The organism is Robinsoniella sp. RHS, assembly GCF_001029355.1.
GTDB classification, from domain to species: Bacteria; Bacillota; Clostridia; order Lachnospirales; family Lachnospiraceae; genus Robinsoniella; species Robinsoniella peoriensis.
This window is the reverse complement of record NZ_JNGB01000016.1, coordinates 14,967-40,582: the sequence shown is the minus strand read 5'-3', so window position 1 is coordinate 40,582 and position 25,616 is coordinate 14,967. Positions and strand designations below refer to the sequence as shown.

Below are 25,616 nucleotides of genomic sequence, written 5' to 3'. Positions count from 1 at the left end.
CTTATTTTTTCAATATAGCCTTCCAGTGTGGATAGGCTTTTTGGCAGTGGGAGAGAGGGGAGAAGAACTCCCTTCTTACATAGGCTTTCAAATAGCTGAATTGCAGCCGGCTGTTCCAGATTCGTCTGGTGAAGGATGGATTTATTGACGAAGACTTCTTCCGGAGCGCCTTCCATATAAACAGTACCATCTTTAAACAACACCACGTCATCAGCCCATTTTAGTGCAAAATCCACATCGTGGGTGGAAATAATGACCGTAATTCCCTGATTGGTTAATTTATCGATGATCTGGTTAACCAGAGTCGTATGTTTGGGGTCAAGTGCAGCAGCCGGTTCGTCAAATATAATAACATCCGGGTGCATAACCAGAATGTCTGCAATCGAAACCTGTTTTTTCTGACCGCCGCTTAACGCATGGGTAGGCTTGCTGCGAAAAGGGGTGATCTCAAGGTGGTCAATAACTTCTTCCACTTCTTTTTTAGCGGTTTGCTCATCAACACCTAGATTCAGGATGCCAAAAGATATTTCCTGGTATACGCTGGCGGAGAACAGCTGATTATCCGGATCCTGAAATACGATGCCTACCTTACTTCGAAGACTTAACAGGCCTTTGCGGCTGTAGTCATAGGGCGATCCATAGAAGTACATTGTTCCGCTTTGCGGGCGGTGTATGCCGTTCAGACACAGAAAAAAAGTGGATTTACCGGAACCATTTGCCCCCATAAATGCGATTTTTCTTCCTTTTCGAATTTCAAGGTTGATTCCTTTCAATGCCTGATTGCCATCTTCATAGGCATAACATACGTTTTCAGCTTTAAGGATAATATCATTCATAAGTTTTCTCCTCTATATATGTAATCCGCAGATACGCAGTATCACGGATATGATAATCAAAGTCAGTTCAAATACGATCAAATAAATAATATGTTTTTTCTTTGCAGGATAATTTTCTTCCAGTACATGGATTGTACCGTCATAACAGCGGGACTCCATTGCATCAAATAAAAAGGAAGATTTTTTGAAAGCACGGATAAATAATGCTGAGATCAGGTTGCCCATAGATCTGCAGGATGTTTTTAAATTTACATTTCCAAGACGGGAGCGCTGTGCACAGGTCAGGGAATCGGCAATATCTAATAATACGAAAATAAACCGGTAAATGAGCAGCATCAGCTCTATTAATAGTTCAGGACAATGGATTTTACGAAAAACCGTCAGAATGTCTGTAATGGGTGTGGAAAGGGATAAAAAATACAAACAGGAAACACTTGCCAAAGCAGTAAGAATCAACTGTGCCGCAAATAGCAGGGAAGACCGGCTGCTTGTGATAAAGATATTCCCCACCGGAATAGCAAATGCTGAGAGTGGGGTTTTTGAAAAGTTGATAATAATGGCGATGGTGCTTAAAAATAAAAAGATAAGCGGTATTCGCATCAGCCTGATATAATGGGAAGGGGATATCCCGCCAACGTGTATGGTGAGATATCCCATTGCAAATAAAATGCAGACAGAAAGTGCAATCGAACGATCTATTACACAAAACAGAAGTGTAATTATTGCAAGAGCTGTTTTAACTGAAGCATTTGTGTACCTTAATTTTGAAGTATAACATAGCTTATCGATGATAATCATTTTATTAACCTTCCCAATATGTAGTATTTAGGAGAACCCAGTAATTTAAGCTTTGGCCTTTTTTGCTTTACTCAAAGTTCCTTTTCTCTCTTCTCTTTTTTTTGCATGCTTTGTGCGTTCACGCAGCATACCGATGCAATAACCGAATACACCCGCGCCAAGAGCAGCCTGCAGACAGAAGAGAAGACTTTCTGTTTCTCCGCCCGGTGGCTCTAAAAGAGGAGATGCCCAAGGCTGATAATTAGGGTCAATCTGAGTGATTGCTTCTTCAGCAGCGCCATCAGCACCGCCGAATTCTGAGTCCTTATTTAATGCCAGAGGTACTACGGCGATCAATACACAGATTAAAAGCAGGATAATGACTGTTTTTCCTTTACCGCCCATTAACCACACCTCCTTTGAAATAACCAAGATCTGTTAATTCAGATTTGGCATAAGATTCCAGACCAATCATAACGACAGCTGTAATAATACCTTCGATAATAGCAAGTGGAACCTGAGTAACAGCGAAAATACCCATGAACTTCGTAAGGGAAGCCATAAATCCGCCAACCTCCGAAGGGTACGCAATTGCCAGCTGGAAGGATGTAATCATATAAGTAAATAAATCTCCAAGGCATGCTGCCAGGAATACGGATACCAATTTATTTACGTTAAACTTCCGGCACAGTTTGTAGATACCAAATGCCAGGAAAGGACCTGCGATTGCCATAGAAAAAGTATTGGCGCCTAATGTGGTAAGGCCGCCATGTGCCAGCAGAATCGCCTGGAATAATAAGACGATGATACCAATGATACTCATAGCGCTTGGTCCAAATAAGATAGCTCCCAGTCCTGTTCCGGTTGGATGAGAACTGCTTCCTGTTACGGATGGAATCTTTAAAGATGATAATACAAATGCAAATGCGCCTGCAATCGCAAGGATTACTAACACTTTGCGGTGTTCAGCAAGGGTTTTTTTAATGGAAAAAAATCCTGCTACTAAAAAAGGAACACATAACACACCCCAGATAATACAGTATGTAGGTGCGAGGTACCCCTCCATAATGTGCATTGCATTAGCAACAGGAGCAATACCAAAAGCTAATGCAAATGCGCCGGCTAAAACAACCAGTTTTCTTTGTTTCAAACTCATTCTTCTTTCCTCCTACATAAAAAAATCGCCTGATCTTCAAATTAGTTTAGAAGATAGGCGTATGGTCAGAAAATCTTGAAGACGGGCATAGATATCTATGGACATCGACAAAATAATCTGGGCACACCTAGCCATCGTTCGTAACTATGTGTAAATCTCTTATCGCAGGCAGGTCTTCTGACTCAGGCGTTAACATATCAGTTCGTCTTCCCATTCTCTAACAGTGACATTATGAACGAATACTATTCCTATACAGCGGCGCGACCGTGCGGGCATTTCACCCGACTTTCCTATTCTCTGCTTATAAAGCAGCACCTGTCGATATTCAATTATGACAAAATTTTACCATGTACAGTTATAAAAGTCAATAAAATATCTTGACTTTTCCGGCAGATAAAGCCAGTAAAATGAAGAAAAAATACGATGAAGCTGCGCAGTAAATGTCTGCCACTTTTTGTTGTATGGTTATGCACCGATATATGTCTGCTTAAAAGCAACATACCGCAGAATAAACAATAAATATGCAATATGAGATGTATAAAAATAAAACTATTGCAATTATGAAAAATATGTGATATAATAAACCACAAGCGGAAAGAAACCATATCCTACACCACGAATCACCTGCCCACAGGGCAGTCAAAGATCATAAATCAAGTAGATTTCTCTACGAATATTTCCAATTTGCCAAAATTGAATTCAATTCTAAAACAATATTTGTATGCATGTATGTTAATTCATAAATCAGGATGTGCTTTTCTTAAATATAACCGCTGTATTTTGAAAGTCAGAAGGGAGGGACAAGCGATGAATCAAATGCTTATCATTTTTATGATAGGCGGTTAAGAAAAAGTGGCCGTACCGGTTTTCCTGTACGGCTATTTATCCATGAGGAATTTTACGGGATTTTGTATCCTGTTTTATATAGAAAAAGGTACGAAAAGGATTGTATATTTTTAAATTTATTGTTTGATTTTGTAAAATGTTGTGCTATGATGATTAAAGATTGTTACTATTCAATTACAAATTGTTAGAAAATTAGTATGAAAGACTTAAGAAAAAGAATGTTGAGGAATGTTTTATGGGGATTCAGATGATAGGTATTGACCACAGCAGGGCAGTATTGGATGTACGGACAATTTTTTCTTTTACAAAAAAGAGTACCGCCCAGGCTTTCGGGGAACTGAAAAAAATTGAAGGCATACAGGGGAGTATTATTATTTCTACCTGTAACCGAATGGAATTATGGGTGAGCTGCCTGGAAGATTTTAAAGGTTCTTTGTATGAGATTTTGTGTGAGATACGCCAGGTGCCTAAGGAGTTGTACCGGGAATACTTTGTGGAGCGTCGGGAAGAGGAGGCGGTACGGCATTTGTTCGAGGTATCCTGCGGGCTGAAATCCAAAATTTTAGGCGAAGACCAGATCATAACCCAGGTAAAGGATGCGCTTTCTTTTGCCAGAGAACACTATGCCACCGATAATGTCCTTGAAATATTGTTCCGCATGGCGGTTACAGCAGCAAAAAAGGTGAAAACCAATGTGACGATGTCTACTGCTAACCAATCCGTGATTCATCAGGCGATAGAAGTATTGAAAAAGGAAGGATATACATTTCGTGGTAAGAAATGCATGGTCATTGGGAATGGCGAGATGGGAAAGCTGACGGCCACGGTAATGTGTCAGGAAGGTGCTGATGTAACGGTTACCGTAAGGCAGTATCGCAGCGGTATCGTAGAAATTCCACATGGCTGCAGGAGAATTGATTACGGAGAACGTATGTCCCTGTTTGGAGAGTGTGACTATGTCGTCAGCGCAACAGCAAGTCCTAACTATACACTAAAAGAACATTGTGTCAGGGAGGCGGACGTCTGTCATGATATGGTGCTGATTGATCTGGCAGTACCAAGGGATATTGAGCCGTCGGCCAGAGAGCTTCCCCATATAAAGTTATATGATATTGATTATTTTCATATAGATATGCAGAATGATAAATTAAAAAAGAATATCGAAGATGCCAGAATGATTCTGCAGGGTCAGATCAATGAATTTTTTGAATGGTATGAATGCAGGGACATGATTCCCAAAATTCAGGATATCAGGAACAGTGCCGTAATTGATTTGAAGCTACGCATCCAGAAGATTTTAAAAGATCTGCCGGTGGAGCGGGATATTCAGACTAGTTTACAGGAAAGCATTGAGTCTGCGGCAGGGAAAGTGGTGAATAAAATGATGTTCGGACTGCGGGATGAAGTAAGTAAAGAAACCTTCCGGGAATGTGTGGAAGGATTAAATAAAGTATATGAAAGCTAGAGGGGAAAGTAATATGGGCAGAAGTATATGTATCGGCAGCAGGGAGAGCAGGCTTGCTGTAATACAGACGGAGATGGTTATGGAGCATATCAAAAATAACCATCCGGAAATAGAAGTGGAAATGCTGACGATGAAGACCACGGGGGATATTATTCTGGATAAAACCCTGGATAAAATCGGCGGCAAAGGTTTATTCGTAAAAGAACTGGACAAAGCGCTTTTGGATCGAAGAAGTGATATGTCTGTTCACAGTTTAAAAGACATGCCGATGGAAGTGCCGGATGAACTGCCAATCGTAGCTTATTCGAAAAGGGAAGATCCAAGAGATGTGCTGGTACTGCCAAAAGGCGCTGCGCAGTGGGATTCTTCTCTTCCGATAGGATGTTCCAGCCTGCGCAGAATCCTGCAGATGAAAGAAATATTTCCAAATGCGCAGTTTAAGACCGTACGTGGGAATGTTCTGACGCGCCTGAAAAAACTGGATGATGGAGAATACAGTGCACTTCTTCTGGCAGCAGCCGGTCTTAAGAGGCTGGGATTGGAAGAGCGTATCAGCCGGTATTTTGAGCCGGAGGAGATGATGCCTGCAGCAGGTCAGGGGATCCTGGCAATTCAGGGAAGAGCCGGAGAAGACTACGGATTTTTAAAAGATTATGCAGATGAACAAGCCGGTTACGCAGCAGAGGCAGAACGGGCTTTTGTAAGAGAATTAAACGGGGGATGCAGTTCTCCGGTAGCAGCACATGCAGTTGTAAAAGAAGGAAAAATTACCCTGACAGGGCTTTATTATGATGAAGAATCAAATACTTATCTCAAGGGCAGCAAAGTAGAGACTGTCTCAAATGCCGCGAAAGCGGGAGCAGCTTTGGCAAGGGAATTGCGGGAGCAATACAGAAAGGAAGGCAACTGATATGGCAGGAAAAGTTTGGCTGGTTGGCGCAGGGCCATCCGACCCGGGATTATTTACAATAAAAGGAAAACGGGTATTAGAAGAGGCGGAGGTAGTCGTATACGATGCACTGGTTGGACAGGGTGTGCTGGGGATGATACCCTCATCTGCAAAACTGATCGACGTTGGTAAACGTGCAAATCGTCATACCATGCCTCAGGAAGAAATAAATCAGGTTTTGGTAAAAGAGGCATTAGGCGGAAAAAAGGTTGTAAGACTGAAGGGGGGAGATCCCTTTTTATTTGGACGGGGCGGAGAAGAACTGGAATTGCTGAAAAAGAATGGCATTCCATATGAAGTGGTTCCTGGTGTTACAAGTGCATTGTCGGTTCCTGCATATAATGGAATTCCAGTAACCCATAGAGATTTTTGTTCCTCGTTACATATTATTACAGGTCATAAACGACAGGGGCAGCCATATGATATAGACTTTGAAGCACTGGTAAGAACCAGGGGAACTTTGGTATTTCTCATGGGAGTAAGTTCTCTGGGAGATATTTGCCGGGGGCTTATGGATGCCGGAATGAATGGGGATATGCCGGCGGCTATTTTACAAAAGGGAACTACTGCCAGACAAAAACGGATTGTAGCTACGGTAGCTGATCTGGAGAAAGAAGTAGAGCTTCAGGGAATCGAAACGCCTGCAATTATAGTAGTAGGCAAAGTATGTGCATTGGCAGACGAATTTTCCTGGTTCGAAGATCTTCCGCTGGCAGGCAATAAGATTCTGGTAACGAGGCCAAAGCAGCTAATGTCTGTTATGAGCGAGAAACTTCGTAAAAAAGGAGCAGAGGTATTAGAACTTCCTGCTATACGCACGGAACCTGTCCGTACAAATGAGAAACTGAAAAAATGTCTTCGGGACATGAAGCAGTATCAATGGGTGGTTTTTACCAGTCCTACCGGAGTACAGGTGTTTTTTGACAAATTAAAGGAAGAAAAGATAGATATCCGAAGTCTGGCAGAGACGAAAATTGCAGTTATCGGGCAGGGAACCGGAAAAGCACTTGAAGACCGGGGCTTTTATGCAGACCTCATGCCGGAAATCTATGATGGAAAAACGCTGGGAGCTGCCTTGGCAAAAGAATGTACCGGAACAGAGAAAATTCTGATACCAAGAGCCAGAATGGGCAGTCAGGAATTACTGGCTGAGTTAAAAACGGTAAAAGGAGTTCAGATTCAGGATGTGGCAACCTATGACACGGTTTATGAAACCCAGGAACTGATCGATGAACAAAAAGAATTTAAGCAGGGTAATATAGACTATGCAGTCTTCACCAGTGCGTCAACGGTCAGAGGATTTTCTCAGGCGGTCAAAAATATCGATTACACCAAGGTAAAGGCAGTATGTATTGGAAAGCAGACCGCGGCAGCTGCAGCTGAACTTGGGATGCAGACTGCAGTAGCCAGAATGGCAACAATGGACAGTGTAGTGGAGTGTCTGGAAGAGCTTTGTTCGACAGAGCGTGTTTAAAAAATACCGTATTGCATCAATATTTATAAATCAGAAAGAAGAGATTATAAAATGGATATGTTAATCAGGCCAAGAAGAATCAGAGGAAATGAAGTATTAAGAAAGATGGTGCGCGAAACCAGGATGGATAAATCATCCTTGGTTTATCCGATCTTTATACGGGAAGGGGAACAGATAGAAGAAGAAATTCCCTCCATGGAAGGACAGTATCGCTATAGTGTGGACCGTATGAATTTTCAACTGGAACGATTGAATAATGCCGGGGTAAAAAGTGTGATGTTCTTTGGCATCCCGGATGAAAAAGATGAAGTGGGAAGTGGAGCCTATGATGAAAATGGGATTGTGCAGAGGGCGCTGCGGGAAGCCAGGAAAAACTTTCCGGATATGTATCTGATCACAGATGTCTGTATGTGTGAATATACTTCCCATGGCCACTGCGGTGTTCTCCGGGGGCAGGATGTGGATAACGATGCAACGCTTAAGCTTTTGGCAGATACAGCGCTGTCCCATGTTGAAGCAGGAGCCGATATGGTAGCGCCTTCAGACATGATGGATGGAAGGGTGCGTGCCATACGTGAAATGCTGGATCGTGCCGGGCACCTGAATACCCCCATAATGTCATATGCGGTAAAGTATGCCTCTGCATTTTATGGGCCGTTCCGGGATGCAGCCGGTTCTGCTCCATCTTTTGGTGACCGCAAAACATACCAGATGGATTTCCATAACCGGAAAGAAGGAATCAAGGAAGCGCTTCTGGATATAGAGGAAGGTGCGGATATTATTATGGTAAAACCTGCAATGTCTTATCTGGACATGATATCGGAAGTTTCTAAAATAGTGAATGTACCGGTAGCAAGTTACAGTGTCAGCGGGGAGTATGCAATGGTAAAGGCTGCTGCTAAAATGGGATTTATCGATGAAGAAAAGATTATCCAGGAGATGGCAGTCAGCGCGTATCGTGCAGGAAGTGATATTTATATTACATATTTTGCTAAGGAACTGGCGAAAATGATGGATGAAGGGAGAATAGGCTAATGACAAAATCAGAATCTCTTTTTAATGAAGCCGTAAATTTTATTCCGGGCGGAGTGAACAGCCCTGTGCGGGCATTCGGTTCTATCGGGGAGGCACCACGATTTATTGAGCGTGCAGACGGTGCATATATGACAGATGTAGATGGCAACAAGTATCTGGATTACGTATGTTCCTGGGGACCAATGATCCTGGGACATAATCACCCGGAAATTCTGAAAAGTGTTCTGGATGCCTGTAAGGATGGTTTGAGTTTTGGTGCTGCAACCCGCAAGGAAGTAGAAATGGCAGAACTGATCTGCGAGATTGTGCCTTCGATTGAAATGGTGCGTATGGTAAACTCGGGGACAGAAGCCGTAATGAGTGCAGTTCGTACAGCAAGAGGATACACCGGCCGAAATAAAATTGTAAAGTTTATGGGATGCTATCATGGACATTCTGATGCTATGCTGGTAAAAGCAGGATCCGGGGTCATGACAAGCGGTGTTCCGGACAGTGCGGGTGTTCCGGCAGGATGCACGGAAGATACTCTTTCTGCAATTTATAATGATTTGGAAAGCGTAAATGCTTTATTCCAGGAGATGGGTAAAGATATTGCTGCTATCATTGTGGAACCGGTAGGAGCCAATATGGGCGTTGTACCACCATCAGAAGGATTTCTTAAGGGCCTTCGCGAACTGTGTGATAAATATGGCAGCCTTTTGATTTTTGATGAAGTCATCACCGGTTTCCGTCTTGCGCTGGATGGGGCACAGGGATTCTTCGGGGTAAAGCCGGATCTGACAACATTTGGAAAAATCATAGGAGCCGGTATGCCGGTTGGAGCATATGGCGGAAGAAAAGAAATTATGGAAATGGTTTCACCTGTAGGAGCTGTCTATCAGGCGGGAACATTGAGCGGAAATCCGGTGGCAATGGCAGCAGGACTGGCACAGCTTCACATCTTAAAGGATCATCCGGAAATTTATACGAATTTAAATGCCATGGGTGATTGGTTCTATGCAGAAATTGACAATATATTAAAAGAAACCAATGCAAACTGTACGATCAATCACGTAGGTTCGCTTGGATGTGTATTTTTTACAGAGAATCCGGTAGATAATTATGCTTCTGCTAAAACATCGGATACGGCAGAATTTGCCCGTTATTGTAAATATATGATGGGGCATGGGATTTATCTTGCACCTTCACAGTTTGAAGCAATGTTTTTATCAGCGGCTCATACAAAGCCTGAGTTAGAACAGACACTGGAGATTATCAAAGCTTATTTTGCAGGATAGTGCTGCATTTTCAGACGCGATTTGATATAGAAAAACGCGTGCTGGAGGAAAGAAGATAATATGAAAAAAACCGTAAGCAACTGGGTGCTGGCATTGATTTATATGTTATTTATTATCTCTTGTTCGGTAATACTGACATTGAATTTCAGGCCATTGTATTATTTTGACATTGACCATCTGAATATCAGCGAGATGTCAGGCTTACCAAAAGAGGAAATAAAGGAAAATTACGATGCATTGATCGATTATAATGTCCTGCCTGGAAAAAGTGAGCTGAATTTCCCAACCCTGGCAATGTCTGAACCCGGAAGGATTCATTTTGTAGAAGTAAAACGAATCTTCGTAGCTTTTGAAGTTATCGGGATCGTAGCCCTGATTTTGGGAATTGCCGGCACTATATGGAAACGTAAAAGAAAAGAATTCGGTTTCCTGAAAATTGCCGGAATCCTTACAGTTGCGGTGCCGGCTGTACTTGGAATATTTATTGCAGCAAATTGGGATAAGGCATTTGTGACGTTTCACCACATCTTTTTTAACAATGACTATTGGATATTCGATCCGGTTAAAGATCCGGTAATTACAATTTTACCGGATACTTTTTTCCTTCATTGTGCAGTTATGATTCTCGGGGGTGTGGTACTTGGTGCCTTAATCAGCGCTTTCTGCTATCGTAAATCCCGTAAGTCATAAAGCTATTATCGAAATAAAAAACAGGAGTGTATTATGGAAAAAGAAGATATCCGGATAACGAATGCGATTGTTCATATTATGGATTCTACCATTGGAATGCCGGTTTTATCAGATGCAGTACTGGATCATGGATCCGATCTGGGTGATTTTTTGAGAAGCCATATCCATCGTATTATAACCGGAGATGAAATTAAAAACTGTAGTTTTATGAAAGATGAATCAAAAGTATATGAACTTTTAAAAGAATGGGACGACGAGAAATTCGTCTTAATCTCCCAGGAGATCGGAAAGCTTTTATATACGATTATGAATCAGAATATTGAAATTCCACCAGCAGACTTGATGGTGGTTACATATACAATAGAGCAGCACCCATATCTGGCGCTGTTGAAAATGAATTATAAAACCTCTTATACCCATATGACAAACGAAGATCCCTGGGGTAATAATAATGATATTATCAAACAAAAGGCAATTCTTCCGGGCGAAACACAAAAGCTCACAGAAGCAGCAGTCATCAATATGGAGGACTTTGCTATTTCTTTAATTGAAAAGAAATACGACGTTAATGGAGTGAAAACCAATTATTTTTCTTCTTTGTTTCTGGGGTGTAAAGGAACATTATCTTCCAAAACTAAGCTGGCGATAGTGGCAAGGGTGGTTGAGGATGTTCAGAAGAAATATTACAATGAATCCGAACAATTTGAAGTCCAGATGGAGACAAAGAGTATCATCAACCAGGAACTGGCGGAAAAAGGCAGCCTGGATATTCCGGTGGTAATGGATAAGATTTTTAAGGAGAAAGCCGAATTAAAAGAAGAAGTGCAGGAAAAGATGGAGAAGTATAATCTAACCAGCGAACCGGTTGCTCCCCAAAATCCAAATACTACTAAAAAATTTGGAAAGCAGCATCTCATGACCGATACCGGGATTGAAATTAAGATTCCAATGGAAGAGTATAATAATAAAAATGCTGTTGAGTTTATTACAAATCAGGATGGGAGTATTTCGGTTTTGATTAAGAATATTGGGAGTATTACAAGTAAATAGAGGTAAAATATCCACGAATGTACCGCGTTTTGGGCATTTGTGGATTTTTTTATTTTTTTAAAAATAGTTATTGACAAACCAATATTATATGTCATATAATATAGTCACAAAGCAATACTATACACCATATAGTATTGAGATAAAAATAATATAAGAACTTAAATAGTATTGTTTATCAAATAACAACGAAGGAGTTGATGGCATGGTATTTAACACAGGCGCGGCCCTGCTGGATGCAATCGTACTTGCTGTTGTATCAAAGGAACCGGAAGGAACATATGGATACCGAATTACCCAGGATGTGCGAAGTGCTCTGGATGTTTCGGAATCAACTTTATACCCGGTACTTAGACGACTGCAAAAAGATGATTGTCTGGAAGTATATGATATGGAATGCGGAGGAAGAAACAGACGGTATTACAAAATCACAGAAAAAGGTACCGTACAGCTGAATCTGTATAAGACAGAATGGAAGCAATATTCTTCAAATATTACGAAGATATTTACAGGGAGGGCATAGGAATGAATCGCGAAGAGTATATGAAACAATTAGAATACTTGCTGCAGGATGTACCTGACAGTGAGAGAGAAGAGGCTCTTGCGTATTACCAGGATTATTTTGAGGATGCAGGAGAGTCGGAAGAAGTAAATGTAATTGCTACTCTGGGCAGTCCGGAAAAGGTAGCGGCAATGATTAAAGACGGGTTAAACGGATCAGATGATGAAGCAGGTGAATACACGGAAAGCGGCTATCAGGATGACCGTTTTCGTGAAAATAATAAGGTGCCGGAACCCAGAGGCGGATATCAAAAAGATGAGCAGGAAACCCAGTCCGGAGATAGCGGATATCAGAGCAGTAACGGATATCAGAGTGGCAGCAGTTATCAGAACAGCGGCGGATATCAGAGCAGCAATTCTCAGAATGGAACAGGATATAACAGACAGAGTTATGACCGCCAGTCCTATGGTGGAAGTACACAGGGCTACGGATATGAGGATGAACGGGGAAAAGAGCAAAAAGGATTTGGTACAGGTAAGATTATATTGATTGTGCTGCTTTGTATATTTGCAGTGCCGGTTGGGATACCAATTCTGGCAGCAGGTTTTGGACTGGTAATGGGAATTTTAGGAGTTCTGTTTGGTGTAGGTGTAGCAGTAATTGCTGGAACTTTCGCATGTTTTGTAACCGGTGTGGTATTAGTGGGAGTTGGTATTGCAAAAATGTTTGTAGCGCCGCCTATCGGTTTTCTGCTTGGCGGACTCGGATTACTTGCTCTGGCAGTTGGATTGCTTTTACTGCTGCTGGCTTTCTGGGTAGTTGGAAGAGTGGTACCCTGGATGCTTCGTGGGATAACAAGTCTCTGCGGCAGATTATTTAGAAGGAGGAGAGGATAATTATGAAAACATTTACAAAGGTCTGCTTAATTATCAGCGGAGTATTAGCAGCACTGGGCCTGGCATTTTGCATTGTGGCAGTAAGCCTGGGAGTAAGTTTCAGTGATCTGAGCAATGTATCTTTTCCTTCTAAATACGGATGGGGATGGAATTCTTCAAATCATAACTTTTTCTGGGGCGATAAAGGCAATCAGAAAGTAAAGGATATGGACGAAACTTTTCGGGATATCGATAAACTTAAGATTGACATCGGCGTTGTGGATATGGTAGTAGAATCATATGATGGAGATGAATTCCAGTTAGAAGCCAGAAACGTGCCGGAAGGGTTTCAGTGTAAAAAAGAAGGAAGCACGCTGGTAATTAAGGAAGAAAGTAATCATTCCTTTAACATAGGGGCAAATTTCGAGACGGCAGAAGTGACGCTTCGGATTCCCAATAAGAGTGTATTCAAGGAAGCGGATTTTGAAGTGGGAGTTGGACGTTTAGAGGTATCTGATTTTGAAGGTAAAAAAGTTTCCATTGACTGTGGAGTTGGCAGTATGTCATTAGACGGGACAATAACAGGTGATGCCGATCTGAATTGCGGTGTAGGCAGAATCAGTATGAACCTGACCGGAAAAGCAGAAGATTTTGATTATGATATTGACTGTGGCATTGGTAATGTCAATATAGATGGTGAAAGCTATTCCACATTAGACAATGATAAAAAGATTGACAATGGCGCAGATAAAGAAATGAAGATTGAATGTGGTGTTGGAAGCATAGAGGTTAATTATTAATATATGAAAGAACAGATTAGCGCATAATAATAAATATTGTTAATATAAGGAGGAATTCAGTATGGAACCCAGAAAATTATATAAATCAAAAGGTAATCGTTGGATTTGCGGCGTATGTGGCGGAATCGGAGAATATTTTAAAGTAGATCCTACAATCATCCGTTTGCTGATGGTATTGCTTGGATGTACAACTACAGGAATTATAATTTACATTGTTGCAGCCATTATTATACCGGATGAATATTAAAAAGTTAATGAAAAGAATTGAATAAAAGTAATGAAACAGGCCATACTCCTGATAAAACAGAAAGGGGTATGGCTTAATTTATGTCAAAGAAAAAAGAAAAACCAATTGAGTTAGATAACTTGACGCCAGAGGAAGAATTAAAATATGAAATTGCAGAGGAACTTGGATTATTGGATAAGGTATTAGAATCCGGGTGGAAGACCTTATCAGCAAAAGAAACCGGACGCATCGGAGGATTAATGACGAAGCGGAAAAGGGAACTGAAAAAGGAAGCATTGCAAGGGTAGGGGAAATTCCCCTGCTCTTTTTCACGTTCCAAATCCCGCCCAAAGGTATGGAGGACGCAAATATAGCCAGTAGTAAAGCTTTCGGACATGTTAAGTGTGAAAACCATGCGCAGGACGACATCCCTGCCAGAAAGGAACAGGCAGATAAGGAGGGAATGGTCCAAAATAAAAGCACAAAAGTTATAAAAATAGGCGAAAATGAAACAGTATGCTCCGTGAATATATTGTATAATGCAATCAAATGGGTGGATAAATTTACAAAATGAGCCTTCAGGATTGAAATAAAAATGAAGGGAAAATATTTATGAAATCATGGAATAAGATGTTTCTGGAACCAGAACTGTTGATTTCTACAGAAGAGCGGCAAAATGCTTCTTATGTACGAAAATGTTTTATGTTAGAGAAGAGTGTGCAAAAAGCAGTGCTGTATACAACCGCTTGTGGAGTGTATAAGGCATTCTTGAACGGAAAAGAAGTAGACGATCAGATATTGCTGCCCGGACTGACAGATTACTCAAAAAGATTGCAATATCAAAAGTATGATGTGACGGAGCAGCTACAATTAGGTAAAAATGTGATTTGTGCAGAAATAGGAGATGGCTGGTATCGAGGTCGCGTGGGTTTGGCAGAGAAGATCTACTATTATGGCAAAAAAATTAAATTTTTCTGTTTTCTGCAGATTGAGTATAAGGATGGAACAAAACAGGAAATAAAGTCAGACTGTAGTTGGAAAGCAACGCAGGATGGTCCGATTCGTAAAAACGATCTGAAAACAGGTGAGGAATATGATGCAACACGGGAAATGCATAATTGGAAAGATATAGATTATGATGACAGCTTATGGCATGGAGTCTGTTGTGGAGAATACACCGGAGAATTAGTTCCGTCCGAAGGTGAACCTGTGTTGGAACAGGAACATTTTTGGCCGACAGTTATTCAGACACCGGATGGAAATACGATTTTGGACTTTGGACAAAATCTTTCAGGATATGTAAAATTCAAGGTGAAAGGACCTGAAAATCATAAGGTACGTTTGGTTCATGGAGAGACGCTTGATGAAAATGGCAATTTCACATTAAAAAATCTTGAGCCGGAAGGGTCAGATGAAATGGACCAGCCTTTTGGACAAATGATTGATTATAAATTAAAAGAAGGATATCAGGAATATAAGCCTACATTTGCACATTGTGGTTTTCAATACGTAAAGCTTGAAAATTGGCCGGAAGAAGTAAAGGCCGAAAATTTTGAAGCGATTGCAGTTTATTCAGATATTCGTGTGAATGGTGAATTTGAATGTTCAAATGAATGGATTAATAGACTGGTAGAAAATGTAAAATGGAGTCAAAGGAGCAATTTTGTTGATATTCCAACAGATTGTCCTACGAGAGAGAGAACCGGATGGACCGGAGACATTTCTATATTTGGAGAAAGTGCGTGTTATTTATCTGATCCGAAGAAATTTATACTGAAATGGCTAGAAGACGTGAGGCTGGAGCAAAGAGAAGATGGCGCTGTCTCATATATGGTTCCGGACTTTGGATTAATGGATGAGGCGTATGGCTCAGCAGGCTGGCAGGATGTCATCTACACATTACCTTGGACTTTATATCAGTTTTATGGTGAAAAAGAGATTTTGGAAAAGTATTATGATTCCATCAGATGCTTAGTGGACTTTAACCAAAAGAGAGCGCTTGAAATTCATGATGCTAATAAAAATAGAACCGAAAGACATCGCAAATTTATCATCGACACAGGATTTCATTTTGGAGAATGGCTTGAACCGGGAAGTGTTATGATTGAGGATGTGAAGACTGCAATTGAACATCCGAATGAAGAGGTTGCAACGGCATATTTTGGATATTCAGCGAAAATATTGTCGAAGATTGCAGGCATAATTCATAAAGAAGATGACGAGAGAAAATATGATGAGCTATATAGAAATATATGTGAGGCTTATCAAAAAGAATTTCTGAAGAATGGGCATGTAGTTTCTGATAGACAGTGCCGTTTTGTAAGACCGGTTGCATTGGATCTTGTGACAGAAAGTGAAAAAAGAACCATCGTAAAAGATCTAAATAAAAAAATAATTGCAAATGAATACAAAATCGGAACAGGCTTTCTGACGACGGCAAGCATACTTCCTATTTTGACAGAATACGGGTATATAGAGACTGCATACAAAATGCTGGAAAATACAAAACAACCGGGTTGGCTGTACGCAGTTACAAAAGGCGCAACAACGATATGGGAAAACTGGATCGGAAAAGATGAAAAAAATGTACCGAGAGATTCCATGAATCATTATGCACCGGGTAGTGTCGTAGCGTGGTTATTTAATACAGTAGCAGGAATTAGACCATTAAAGCCGGGATTTGAACTAATTAAAATTAAGCCACTTCCGGGAGGCAGTCTGCAGTTTGCAAATGCCAGTATCCAGACATGCAAGGGAAAAGTGGTATCTTCATGGAAAATTGAATCGGATAGATTTCTTCTTCATGTAGAAGTACCGGAAACTGCGCAGATTTATATGCCGGATGGCAGCGTTTGTGGAGTGTCAGCAGGAAAGCATGATTTTTCCTGCTCATACCAATAGTTATTATATCAATTAGTTTTTATATCAAATAGTTATTTCTGAATTTAAGAGGGGTTATCCCCTCTTTTTGTTTGAAAATCTGAATAAAATGTGATTCGTCATGAAAACCAACACGATAACCGATTTCACTGATTGCCAGATTCGTTCCGTTTAATAGAATTTTTGCCTGATGAATTCTATATTGCAGCAGATATTCTTTTGGTGAAAATCCCATATATCTTTTGAATTCTCTGGAAAAATGCGATCGACTGAAACCAAAATCAGAACTAAGCTGTTCAAATTGAATATTTTCGTCATAGTTTTCTTTAATATATTCTACAATATTTTTCATAATATCAGACTGCACCTTTTTCTGTTCCATAAAAGACAGATCTGAATTCAAAAGATCCGTGAGCAAAAGTGTAAAAAGACAGGAGGTCTGATATTCAGCGTAGGGTACAATTTTATTTATAGATTTTAAAATATTTGACTGATACAATTCAAAGTTTGGACAGGAGACAGATGAAAACTTCACATTATCGTTCTGTATAAAGTGTTCAAAGAAGTTATTTGCCTGTGGTCCGTTAAAATGAAATACAGTAGTTTTCCAGATTTTCCCATGTGTTTTGTAATGATGTGGAAGAGTACAGTCTATAAAAAATCCCTCCCCCTTTTTTAATATGTATTTTCTGTTTTTATATTCGAGAAATCCTTCGCCATCTAACGTGTAGCAGATTTCGTATGAATTTACATTTTTTCTTTTGGTGTAATAGTTTTCATCCATGTCAAAAATGGCAAAGAATTCAGGGTAAAATAAATTTGTCCGTGCATTCTGGCTACATAAAAAAGGTGGATGAACATGAAATGAACCGGAAATAGCAAAATCGGCACTACAGAAGTCTTCTAAATACAGCGTGCCGGAATCTTCTGCTGTGTTTGATGCGGTATAAAAATCTTTGGCACAGCGATAGACAGTCTGTGTTTGATGAGATTCTAAAGATGAATAATCGTACATAATATCCTCCATAGCACAAATGTTATATAAAATGAAGCATTTTCGATAATTATATTTTGGGAACATGTTATAGTTATAGTAATCCAAAAAGCTCATAAAGTAAAGAAATAAAGAATACTAGACCTTGGAAAATTTATCTCACACCCATTGAAATAAAGAAAAAGGTAAAAGTAAATAAGTTATATTAAGGAAGGAAAAGACAATGAACAATAAGATAAAAAAGTATCAGGTTTTAACTTATGGTATGGGCAGTTTGGGAAAAGATTTGGCAGGAGGATTGATTTCAACATTTCTACTTGTGTTCTTCACGGATGTGTTTGGAATTTCAGCAGGCGTTGCCGGAACGATATTGATGTTGACACGAGTTTGGGATGCAGTAAATGATCCGATGATGGGAACAATCGTTGATCGGACCAATACGAAATTGGGTCGTTATAGACCTTATCTGTTGATTGTTCCAGTTTTTATGTGCATTTTTTATTGGCTTACATTTACAACCCCGTCATTTGACAGTATGACTGGGAAGATTGTATGGGCCACTGTTACATATACATTGGCAGGGATGGCATTCACGGCATATGATGTTCCTTTATGGGGAATGATTCCTGCTATTTCGAATGATCCAAACGAACGAAACAAATTGATAACATCACAGAGAACATTTACATTTATCGCTTATCTGCTGGTAGGTACATTTACCTATCCGTTAGTGGCAAAACTTGGTGGTGGTGTTGAACTTGCAAATACAAGATTAGGATATTCAAGACTTGCTTTAATTTTTGGGATAATAGGAATTATATTTGCTTGGATTACATTTGCAACAAATAAAGAAACGACAAATATTTCAAAGGAAAAGACTTCAATCAAAGAAATGTTTCAAATACTGAAGGCTAATAAGCATGTACAATTATTGCTCGTAGCAAGTTTCTGCACTTACTTAACAACATACATCATCAGTTCTGTAAATGTATATTATTTGACGTATTATCTGGGAAAACCGAATCTAATTTCAGTATTGATGTTCGTATCGATGGGAGCAACGGTTGTAGGTATGTTCTTCGCAGTTGGATTTGCAAAACATTTTGGCAGAATGAAAGCAACAGTTGCTAGTATTATTATTGGTGTTGTAGCAAGCGTCTTAATGCTGTTATTAGGAAAAAATTTAATTATTTTAATGATTTTATTGGTTGTTTACGGTATTGTAATCAGTATACCAACTGTAACATTGACAAGCATGATTGCAGATGCCGGTGATTATACAGAATGGAAGACGAATGTGAGAATTGATGGTGTCATTTTCTCGTTGAATTCTTTTGTAACAAAACTGGGTATGGCAATCGCCAGTGGATTTGCCGGGTTATTCTTATCATGTATCGGCTATGTGCCACAGGCGGAAACACAGTCAGCAGCAACACTAATGGGAATCAATATTATGCGATTTGCGTTTCCGGTTATTCCATTACTGATTTGTATCGTATTATTGAAAAAATATAAATTAGATGATGCAACGATGGATACGTGCCGTGCGGAGCTTTTAAGGAGAAGAGAAACAGAATTGTAGTGACTATTCAGATCATGAGATTTATATTCGGGAAGCAATCTATGAGCTGTAAGGGAAAGACATTCCCTGTTGTCAGAACAGAAAGAATAGTTGAATTCTATCTTCATTTCTTTTATAATAAGAAAATGATGAAAGTTAGGATGGTTACATATCTATGAAAAGTTTACTGGAAGATTTAAATAAAGGAGAATTTAAGAAGGCTTACCTTCTCTTTGGTGAAGAGTCATACTTAAAGAATCTCTATAAGAATAAACTGAAGGATGCCCTGATACCGGAAGGGGATACGATGAATGTTACTTCTTATGAAGGAAAGAGCATTGATGTGCGGTCAGTGATAGATCAGGCTGAGACCATGCCTTTTTTTGCAGACAAGCGGTTTATATTAATTGAAAACAGCGGTTTCTTTAAAAATGCAAATGTTCAGATGGCGGAGTATATTCCTCAGATTCCGGAGTCTACCTGTATGGTATTTGTGGAAAATGAGGTTGATAAGCGGGGAAAGGTCTATAAGGCTGTTAAGAGTGCAGGAAGAGTAGTAGAGCTTGGAAGACAGGACGAGAAGACATTGACCAGATGGATCCTTGGTGCACTGAAAAAAGAGCATAGAAATATTACAGAGGCTACCATGCATTTGTTTATGGAGAAAACCGGGACAGACATGGAGAATATTCAAAGGGAACTGGAAAAGCTGGTCTGTTATACCATGGGGCGTGATGTGATTACGGCAGAGGATGTTGAGACGATATGTACTACAAGGACGGTTAACAAGATATTTGACATGATTAATGCCATTGCGGAAAAGAGACAGAAAAAGGCTCTGGATTTATATTATGACCTGTTGGCTTTAAAAGAGCCGCCTATGAGAATATTATTTCTGATTACAAGACAGTTTAATTTGCTGATGCAGGTGAAAGAACTGCGAAATCAGGGATTTGATACCCAGGCATTAGCACCTAAGATAGGGCTTCAGAGTTTTATTGCCAGAAATTATGTGCGGCAGGCTGAATCCTTTACACTGGATCGGCTGAAAGAGGCAGTAAATGATTGTGTGGAGGCGGAAGAGGCGGTTAAGACAGGGCAGATGAATGATGTTATGAGTGTAGAACTGCTGATTGTGAAATACAGCCATTAGAACTGCTGTGCACTAGTTTAGTTTAAATTGGGGTTTTGCTGAGTAAGGGGGACGCTTTGTAGATTGAAGTAGTGTTTGAACGTGTTTGAAAATCAAGAACATAATCATTTTCAGACATGATCATGCCACACAGCGTATAAATTATGACATATGCGGTGATACTTGGCTGTAAAGTGAAAAGAAAAAAGAATAAAAAAAGAACCTTCGGTTGACGGTGCCGAAGGTTCTTATAACATGTATAAAATTATGCGATACTGTTAACTGCTTTTGCTAAACGAGAAACTTTTCTAGCAGAAGTATTCTTATGATAAACACCCTTTGAAGTAGCTTTATCAATGATAGCAGTAGCTGATAATAAAGCAGCTTTAGCAGCTTCTTTATCCTGTGCTACAACAGCAGCATCTACTTTTTTAATAGCTGTTTTAACGCCAGACTTGATTGCTTTGTTGCGCTCAGCCTTTGTCCTGTTTACTAAAATTCTTTTTTTTGCAGATTTAATGTTAGCCAATCCGTACACCTCCAAAATATTTTAATTTGAAATGATTATTTTCTATTGTTACATTAAAGCCGGACACGGACGATCTAATGTAAACATACTCATATATTCTAGTCTAAGATATCTTACTTGTCAATACATAATTCGCAAAATTATGTAAAAAATAGTAAAAACAAGAGACGGTGTGTCTGTCGATGGATTTTTTTCTATTATAACAGCGCACCCTATAGAAGGAGGAACATATGCTGGGTAAATTTAATATCCGAACAGACCTTGCGTTAGAGGCAAAAGAGAGTTTTGAAGAGGATGACGTCAAAATCAGAGGTGTCAGGATTGAGGAGGAGGAAGACGAGAAACTGGAGATCAAAACGACTACAGTGGTAATTGAGACAGAAAATGGTGCAAAATCCATGGGTAAACCGGTAGGTACGTATATTACGCTGGAAGCGCCTAATATGTCAGTGCCGGATGAGGATTATCATCGGGAGATCAGCAAAGAACTTGCCAAACATTTAAAAGAGCTGATGGGAGAAGAGGAAAAGTCTGTCCTGATCGTAGGCCTTGGAAACCGGGAAGTAACACCCGATGCAATAGGCCCTAATGTTGTAAACAATGTGAAAATTACCCGCCATGTAATAAAAGAATATGGTAAAGCTTCTATGGATATGGAGAAAGCAAATCAGGTCAGCGGTCTTGTTCCGGGCGTTATGGCGCAGACCGGTATGGAGACATTAGAAATTATCCGGGGTGTTGTGGATGAAACCAAACCGGATCTTGCCATTGTAGTTGATGCCCTGGCTGCCAGGAGCACCAAAAGGCTCAGCCGAACAATTCAGTTAACGAATACGGGAATTAATCCGGGTTCCGGAGTGGGGAACCATCGCAGCGGTATTAACGAAGAATCTCTTGGCATTCCCGTAATTGCAATTGGAGTCCCAACAGTTGTGGATGCGGCCACAATTGTAAATGACACCATGGAAAACCTGGTTGCGACCATGGATGCCACTCCCCAGATGCAGGATTTGGGAGGCGTACTGGGAACAATGAATCAGATGGAGAAGCATCAGATGATCAGTGAGCTGATTTCACCCCACCTCAATACCATGTTTGTAACACCAAAGGATATTGACGAAACAGTGAAACGAATCGGATATACCATATCAGAAGCATTAAATATTGCATTGCAGTTGGCATAAAAATTAGTTTCACCTCATATATTTAAGAATATGGGGTGAGAATATGAAGCATGCGGAGAAATGGATACGAATCATATTGTGGCTGCTGTTTTTTGTTTTGGGGGGTTACATTATATATAGAGGAATCGGGATTGCATCGGAAAACGGATGGTTTGAGAAGTCATCCGTAGTTTCCAATATCTACAAAGGAATTGAGGAAATGTCAGTGGGCACTTTTATGCCAGGACTTTCCTACTCGGCAAATCAGACAAGCAATGGGGAGCATTGGTTGTCTGATTTGTTTAGTGAAAGTTTTCCTTTGTATGAATATGTTAACATGCAGGAAGGATACGAGCAGAATATTGAAAGTAAAAGCGAATACGAAATGATTCTGGCTGCGGAAGCTGCGGCAGAGGACAATATGGTGCCAAGGCCCAAAGAAGAAATACCGGAGGATACCAATGAAACAAATGCCAGCATGGAGTCTGAGGTGGCAAGTGCACAGGGAGAGACGCAAAGCCAGACAGGAGAATCCAACCAGGATGGATCCGACAGCGTTGCCGCAGATGCAGGTGTAATAAAGCGTGCACCCGTCGCAGAGATTCCTATGGATAAACTTCTGGATTATGACTATGTTCTAAACAATTTCTATGCGATTGATATGACGACGACGATTGACAGGGAGCATTTGGATGTAAATAATCTGATCAATGAAAAAATGACTCTGGAACAGGATAATTCCAAGCCACAGATTTTAATCTACCATACCCATTCCCAGGAAGCTTTCGCAGACAGTATACCGGGGGATGTGAGTACCACAATTGTAGGAATTGGAGAGTATCTGTCCAATATCCTGCGGAATAAATATGGATATAATGTTATCCATAATACAGGGGTTTATGATTTGATAGATGGAGAACTGGACCGGAATAAAGCATATGATCTGGCTTTTGAAGAAGTATCTCAGGTATTGGCGGATAACCCGTCGATCGAAGTGGTAATTGATTTACATAGAGATGGAGTGGACGGTAAGAAAATGGTAACCGAGATTGACGGAAAGCAAACTGCCCAGATCATGTTTATCAACGGACTTAGCAGAACAACCCAGAATGGAGATATCACCTATCTGCCCAATCCGTATATTCCGGATAATCTGGCATTTGCATTTCAGATGAAATTAAAGGCCATGGAGTATTATCCTGATTTTACAAGAAGTAATTATCTGATGGCATACCGGTTTAACATGCATCTGCGTCCCAAGACCCTGCTTGTGGAATCCGGTACCCAGTTAAGCACAGTAGAGGAAGAGCGCAATGCCATGCTGCCGCTTGCAGATATTTTACATCAGGTGCTCAGTGGGGAGTAGACAAGAGGGGAATAAATGTGATACACTGTCTTGGAAAGTCAAATACTCCGCCGCAAGTTGCGGAGTATTTGACCCTCGCGGCAGTCGCCGGATGGACATGCGAGCATGTCCGCCAGGCTCGTTGCCCGCAGAAATAAAGTCGACGGATAGCGATTCGACCCACTGAGGAGGAACAGACGTGGCAGGGATAGATCAGAGCAAAATAAGGAATTTTTGTATTATCGCTCATATTGACCATGGTAAATCAACATTGGCAGACCGTATTATAGAGAAAACGGGTCTGTTAACCAGCCGTGAAATGCAGGCTCAGGTATTGGATAATATGGATTTAGAAAGAGAACGGGGCATTACCATTAAAGCACAGGCTATAAGAACCGTCTACAAGGCGAAAGACGGGGAAGAGTATGTTTTCAACCTGATTGATACGCCGGGGCATGTGGATTTTAACTATGAGGTTTCCAGGAGCCTGGCTGCCTGTGACGGGGCAATCTTAGTTGTAGATGCCGCACAGGGAATAGAGGCACAGACACTTGCCAATGTATATCTGGCAATGGATCACGACCTGGATGTCATGCCGGTTATCAATAAAATCGACCTTCCAAGTGCCGATCCGGAACGTGTAATCAATGAGATAGAGGATGTAATTGGGATTGAAGCCCAGGATGCACCCCGGATATCAGCCAAGACAGGGCTGAATGTGGAGGAGGTCTTAGAGCAGATCGTAAATAAAATACCAGCGCCTAAGGGTGATCCTGAAGCATCATTGCAGGCATTGATATTTGATTCTATCTACGATTCTTACAAAGGAGTTATCGTATTTTGCAGAATCAAGGAAGGCTCGGTAAAACGTGGTACCCAGATGCTTATGATGGCTACAAAGGCAACTGCGGAAGTAGTAGAGGTCGGTTATTTCGGTGCGGGGCAATTCATACCATGTGAAGAATTAAGTGCCGGAATGGTTGGCTATATTACAGCCAGCTTGAAAAATGTAAAAGACACCCGTGTGGGAGATACCATCACCAACGCGCAGAATCCCTGTGCAGCACCGCTTCCGGGTTATAAAAAAGTAAATCCTATGGTATATTGCGGTATGTATCCTGCGGATGGAGCAAAATATCCCGATTTGCGGGATGCATTAGAGAAATTACAGTTAAATGACGCTTCCCTGCAGTTTGAAGCGGAGACATCCATAGCTCTCGGTTTTGGTTTCCGCTGTGGATTTTTGGGACTATTACACCTGGAAATCATTCAGGAACGTTTAGAACGGGAATACAACCTGGATCTGGTAACAACGGCGCCGGGTGTTATCTATAAGGTATATAAAACGAATGGCGATGTGATTGAACTCACCAACCCGTCAAACCTTCCTGATCCTTCCGAAATCGAATATATGGAAGAACCGGTAGTAAGCGCCGAGATCATGGTAACAACGGAATTCATCGGTTCGATTATGGAACTCTGCCAGGAACGCAGAGGTGTATACTTAGGGATGGAATATATGGAAGAGACCAGGGCATTATTAAAATATGAACTGCCATTAAATGAAATCATCTACGACTTTTTCGATGCGCTGAAGTCCCGTTCCAGAGGCTATGCTTCATTTGACTATGAAATGAAAGGCTATGAGCGTTCGGAACTGGTGAAACTGGACATCCTGGTTAACCGGGAAGATGTAGATGCTCTGTCTTTTATCGTACATGCGGCAACCGCTTACGAAAGAGGGCGTAAAATGTGTGAAAAGCTGAAAGAAGAGATTCCAAGGCAGTTATTTGAAATCCCGATTCAGGCAGCAATCGGAAGTAAGATCATTGCCCGGGAGACTGTAAAAGCTATGCGTAAAGACGTTCTTGCAAAATGTTACGGCGGAGATATCAGCCGTAAGAGAAAACTTCTTGAGAAACAGAAGGAAGGTAAGAAACGTATGAGGCAGATTGGTAATGTTGAGATTCCGCAGAAAGCTTTTATGAGCGTACTGAAGCTGGATGATAAGTAAAATTTTTGTTCAGTCATATACAGAACTTCTCAGGTTAGTTCGC

The 25,616-nt window shown here is 40.7% G+C and carries 23 protein-coding genes, 1 pseudogene and 1 riboswitch; of the genes and pseudogenes, 18 read left to right on the top strand and 6 right to left on the bottom strand.

Features of this window, described 5'->3' with window-relative positions:
* Positions 1–236: 236 nt before the first annotated feature.
* The 4 genes and pseudogenes from RHS_RS08610 to RHS_RS08595 form a co-directional block, all read right to left on the bottom strand.
* Positions 237–836 (bottom strand): annotated as a pseudogene (locus RHS_RS08610) (energy-coupling factor ABC transporter ATP-binding protein); the annotation flags it as partial.
* A gap of 12 nt (positions 837–848) precedes the next feature.
* The gene (gene cbiQ, locus RHS_RS08605; protein ID WP_044296595.1) at positions 849–1,634 is read right to left on the bottom strand and encodes a cobalt ECF transporter T component CbiQ; all 786 of its coding nucleotides are present in this window, start codon (positions 1,632–1,634) and stop codon (positions 849–851) included.
* 45 nt (positions 1,635–1,679) lie between these two features.
* On the bottom strand, positions 1,680–2,018 hold the full coding sequence (locus RHS_RS08600) for an energy-coupling factor ABC transporter substrate-binding protein (protein ID WP_047832953.1): 339 nt from the start codon (positions 2,016–2,018) through the stop codon (positions 1,680–1,682).
* Entirely contained in the window at positions 2,008–2,769 is a 762-nt protein-coding gene (locus tag RHS_RS08595; RefSeq protein ID WP_027296940.1) for an energy-coupling factor ABC transporter permease, read from the bottom strand. The genes RHS_RS08600 and RHS_RS08595 overlap by 11 nt, the downstream gene beginning before the upstream one ends.
* 149 nt (positions 2,770–2,918) lie before the next feature.
* Positions 2,919–3,103: riboswitch (cobalamin riboswitch) on the bottom strand.
* A 747-nt stretch (positions 3,104–3,850) separates the two neighbouring features.
* Between RHS_RS08595 and hemA the strand changes: the two genes are divergently transcribed.
* From hemA to RHS_RS08525, 13 genes are all read left to right on the top strand, one after another.
* A complete protein-coding gene (gene hemA, locus RHS_RS08590; protein ID WP_047832952.1) occupies positions 3,851–5,080 on the top strand; it encodes a glutamyl-tRNA reductase in 1,230 nt (409 codons plus the stop codon).
* Positions 5,081–5,093: 13 nt separating this feature from the next.
* Positions 5,094–5,990, top strand: a complete 897-nt coding sequence (gene hemC, locus RHS_RS08585; RefSeq protein WP_047832951.1) for a hydroxymethylbilane synthase — start codon at positions 5,094–5,096, stop codon at positions 5,988–5,990.
* 1 nt (position 5,991) lies between these two features.
* A complete protein-coding gene (gene cobA / locus RHS_RS08580) occupies positions 5,992–7,503 on the top strand; it encodes a uroporphyrinogen-III C-methyltransferase (RefSeq protein WP_044296593.1) in 1,512 nt (503 codons plus the stop codon).
* A gap of 51 nt (positions 7,504–7,554) precedes the next feature.
* The gene (gene hemB, locus RHS_RS08575; RefSeq protein ID WP_081999002.1) at positions 7,555–8,538 is read left to right on the top strand and encodes a porphobilinogen synthase; all 984 of its coding nucleotides are present in this window, start codon (positions 7,555–7,557) and stop codon (positions 8,536–8,538) included.
* Positions 8,538–9,815, top strand: a complete 1,278-nt coding sequence (hemL, locus tag RHS_RS08570; protein WP_047832950.1) for a glutamate-1-semialdehyde 2,1-aminomutase — start codon at positions 8,538–8,540, stop codon at positions 9,813–9,815. The genes hemB and hemL overlap by 1 nt, the downstream gene beginning before the upstream one ends.
* 60 nt (positions 9,816–9,875) lie before the next feature.
* On the top strand, positions 9,876–10,505 hold the full coding sequence (locus RHS_RS08565; protein WP_047832949.1) for a TIGR01906 family membrane protein: 630 nt from the start codon (positions 9,876–9,878) through the stop codon (positions 10,503–10,505).
* A 33-nt stretch (positions 10,506–10,538) separates the two neighbouring features.
* Positions 10,539–11,555, top strand: a complete 1,017-nt coding sequence (locus RHS_RS08560) for a nucleoid-associated protein (protein WP_047832948.1) — start codon at positions 10,539–10,541, stop codon at positions 11,553–11,555.
* A gap of 202 nt (positions 11,556–11,757) precedes the next feature.
* A complete protein-coding gene (locus RHS_RS08555) occupies positions 11,758–12,075 on the top strand; it encodes a PadR family transcriptional regulator (protein WP_027296959.1) in 318 nt (105 codons plus the stop codon).
* A gap of 2 nt (positions 12,076–12,077) precedes the next feature.
* Positions 12,078–12,950, top strand: a complete 873-nt coding sequence (locus RHS_RS08550; RefSeq protein ID WP_027296960.1) for a DUF1700 domain-containing protein — start codon at positions 12,078–12,080, stop codon at positions 12,948–12,950.
* A 2-nt stretch (positions 12,951–12,952) separates the two neighbouring features.
* A complete protein-coding gene (locus tag RHS_RS30630) occupies positions 12,953–13,729 on the top strand; it encodes a DUF4097 family beta strand repeat-containing protein (protein ID WP_027296961.1) in 777 nt (258 codons plus the stop codon).
* Between the two features lie 61 nt (positions 13,730–13,790).
* Positions 13,791–13,976, top strand: coding sequence for a PspC domain-containing protein (locus tag RHS_RS08540; RefSeq protein WP_027296962.1), 186 nt, complete (start codon positions 13,791–13,793; stop codon positions 13,974–13,976).
* Between the two features lie 80 nt (positions 13,977–14,056).
* A complete protein-coding gene (locus RHS_RS08535) occupies positions 14,057–14,263 on the top strand; it encodes a small, acid-soluble spore protein, alpha/beta type (protein WP_044296589.1) in 207 nt (68 codons plus the stop codon).
* 304 nt (positions 14,264–14,567) lie between these two features.
* Entirely contained in the window at positions 14,568–16,856 is a 2,289-nt protein-coding gene (locus tag RHS_RS08525; protein WP_395021832.1) for a family 78 glycoside hydrolase catalytic domain, read from the top strand.
* A gap of 19 nt (positions 16,857–16,875) precedes the next feature.
* On the opposite strand, the gene RHS_RS08520 is transcribed toward RHS_RS08525, so the two are convergent.
* Positions 16,876–17,850, bottom strand: coding sequence for an AraC family transcriptional regulator (locus RHS_RS08520; RefSeq protein ID WP_047832946.1), 975 nt, complete (start codon positions 17,848–17,850; stop codon positions 16,876–16,878).
* A gap of 202 nt (positions 17,851–18,052) precedes the next feature.
* Between RHS_RS08520 and RHS_RS08515 the strand changes: the two genes are divergently transcribed.
* Both RHS_RS08515 and holA read left to right on the top strand, forming a co-directional pair.
* Entirely contained in the window at positions 18,053–19,411 is a 1,359-nt protein-coding gene (locus RHS_RS08515) for an MFS transporter (RefSeq protein ID WP_047832945.1), read from the top strand.
* A 154-nt stretch (positions 19,412–19,565) separates the two neighbouring features.
* Positions 19,566–20,543 carry a DNA polymerase III subunit delta gene (holA, locus tag RHS_RS08510; protein WP_047832944.1) on the top strand — a complete coding sequence of 326 codons (978 nt, stop codon included), beginning with the start codon at positions 19,566–19,568 and terminating at the stop codon, positions 20,541–20,543.
* 244 nt (positions 20,544–20,787) lie between these two features.
* On the opposite strand, the gene rpsT is transcribed toward holA, so the two are convergent.
* The gene (gene rpsT / locus RHS_RS08505; protein WP_027296967.1) at positions 20,788–21,051 is read right to left on the bottom strand and encodes a 30S ribosomal protein S20; all 264 of its coding nucleotides are present in this window, start codon (positions 21,049–21,051) and stop codon (positions 20,788–20,790) included.
* Between the two features lie 230 nt (positions 21,052–21,281).
* On the opposite strand from rpsT, the gene gpr reads away from it, so the two are divergent.
* The 3 genes from gpr (at position 21,282) to lepA (ending at position 25,573) form a co-directional block, all read left to right on the top strand.
* Complete coding sequence (gene gpr, locus RHS_RS08500; protein WP_027296968.1) at positions 21,282–22,235, top strand: GPR endopeptidase; 954 nt, start codon at positions 21,282–21,284, stop codon at positions 22,233–22,235.
* Between the two features lie 43 nt (positions 22,236–22,278).
* Positions 22,279–23,580 carry a stage II sporulation protein P gene (locus RHS_RS08495; RefSeq protein ID WP_047832943.1) on the top strand — a complete coding sequence of 434 codons (1,302 nt, stop codon included), beginning with the start codon at positions 22,279–22,281 and terminating at the stop codon, positions 23,578–23,580.
* 178 nt (positions 23,581–23,758) lie between these two features.
* A complete protein-coding gene (gene lepA / locus RHS_RS08490; protein WP_047832942.1) occupies positions 23,759–25,573 on the top strand; it encodes a translation elongation factor 4 in 1,815 nt (604 codons plus the stop codon).
* Positions 25,574–25,616: the final 43 nt, after the last annotated feature.

Bases quoted from the DNA above. Each gene is read 5' to 3' on its own strand.
- RHS_RS08540 (WP_027296962.1), top strand. From the start codon at position 13,791: ATGGAACCCAGAAAATTATATAAATCAAAAGGTAATCGTTGGATTTGC.
- RHS_RS08595 (WP_027296940.1), bottom strand. From the start codon at position 2,769: ATGAGTTTGAAACAAAGAAAACTGGTTGTTTTAGCCGGCGCATTTGCA.
- RHS_RS08520 (WP_047832946.1), bottom strand. From the start codon at position 17,850: ATGTACGATTATTCATCTTTAGAATCTCATCAAACACAGACTGTCTAT.
- cobA (WP_044296593.1), top strand. From the start codon at position 5,992: ATGGCAGGAAAAGTTTGGCTGGTTGGCGCAGGGCCATCCGACCCGGGA.
- RHS_RS30630 (WP_027296961.1), top strand. From the start codon at position 12,953: ATGAAAACATTTACAAAGGTCTGCTTAATTATCAGCGGAGTATTAGCA.
- RHS_RS08515 (WP_047832945.1), top strand. From the start codon at position 18,053: ATGAACAATAAGATAAAAAAGTATCAGGTTTTAACTTATGGTATGGGC.
- RHS_RS08565 (WP_047832949.1), top strand. From the start codon at position 9,876: ATGAAAAAAACCGTAAGCAACTGGGTGCTGGCATTGATTTATATGTTA.
- RHS_RS08600 (WP_047832953.1), bottom strand. From the start codon at position 2,018: ATGGGCGGTAAAGGAAAAACAGTCATTATCCTGCTTTTAATCTGTGTA.
- hemC (WP_047832951.1), top strand. From the start codon at position 5,094: ATGGGCAGAAGTATATGTATCGGCAGCAGGGAGAGCAGGCTTGCTGTA.
- RHS_RS08525 (WP_395021832.1), top strand. From the start codon at position 14,568: ATGAAATCATGGAATAAGATGTTTCTGGAACCAGAACTGTTGATTTCT.
- gpr (WP_027296968.1), top strand. From the start codon at position 21,282: ATGCTGGGTAAATTTAATATCCGAACAGACCTTGCGTTAGAGGCAAAA.
- RHS_RS08550 (WP_027296960.1), top strand. From the start codon at position 12,078: ATGAATCGCGAAGAGTATATGAAACAATTAGAATACTTGCTGCAGGAT.
- RHS_RS08535 (WP_044296589.1), top strand. From the start codon at position 14,057: ATGTCAAAGAAAAAAGAAAAACCAATTGAGTTAGATAACTTGACGCCA.
- holA (WP_047832944.1), top strand. From the start codon at position 19,566: ATGAAAAGTTTACTGGAAGATTTAAATAAAGGAGAATTTAAGAAGGCT.
- cbiQ (WP_044296595.1), bottom strand. From the start codon at position 1,634: ATGATTATCATCGATAAGCTATGTTATACTTCAAAATTAAGGTACACA.
- RHS_RS08495 (WP_047832943.1), top strand. From the start codon at position 22,279: ATGAAGCATGCGGAGAAATGGATACGAATCATATTGTGGCTGCTGTTT.
- RHS_RS08560 (WP_047832948.1), top strand. From the start codon at position 10,539: ATGGAAAAAGAAGATATCCGGATAACGAATGCGATTGTTCATATTATG.
- hemL (WP_047832950.1), top strand. From the start codon at position 8,538: ATGACAAAATCAGAATCTCTTTTTAATGAAGCCGTAAATTTTATTCCG.
- hemB (WP_081999002.1), top strand. From the start codon at position 7,555: ATGGATATGTTAATCAGGCCAAGAAGAATCAGAGGAAATGAAGTATTA.
- hemA (WP_047832952.1), top strand. From the start codon at position 3,851: ATGGGGATTCAGATGATAGGTATTGACCACAGCAGGGCAGTATTGGAT.
- RHS_RS08555 (WP_027296959.1), top strand. From the start codon at position 11,758: ATGGTATTTAACACAGGCGCGGCCCTGCTGGATGCAATCGTACTTGCT.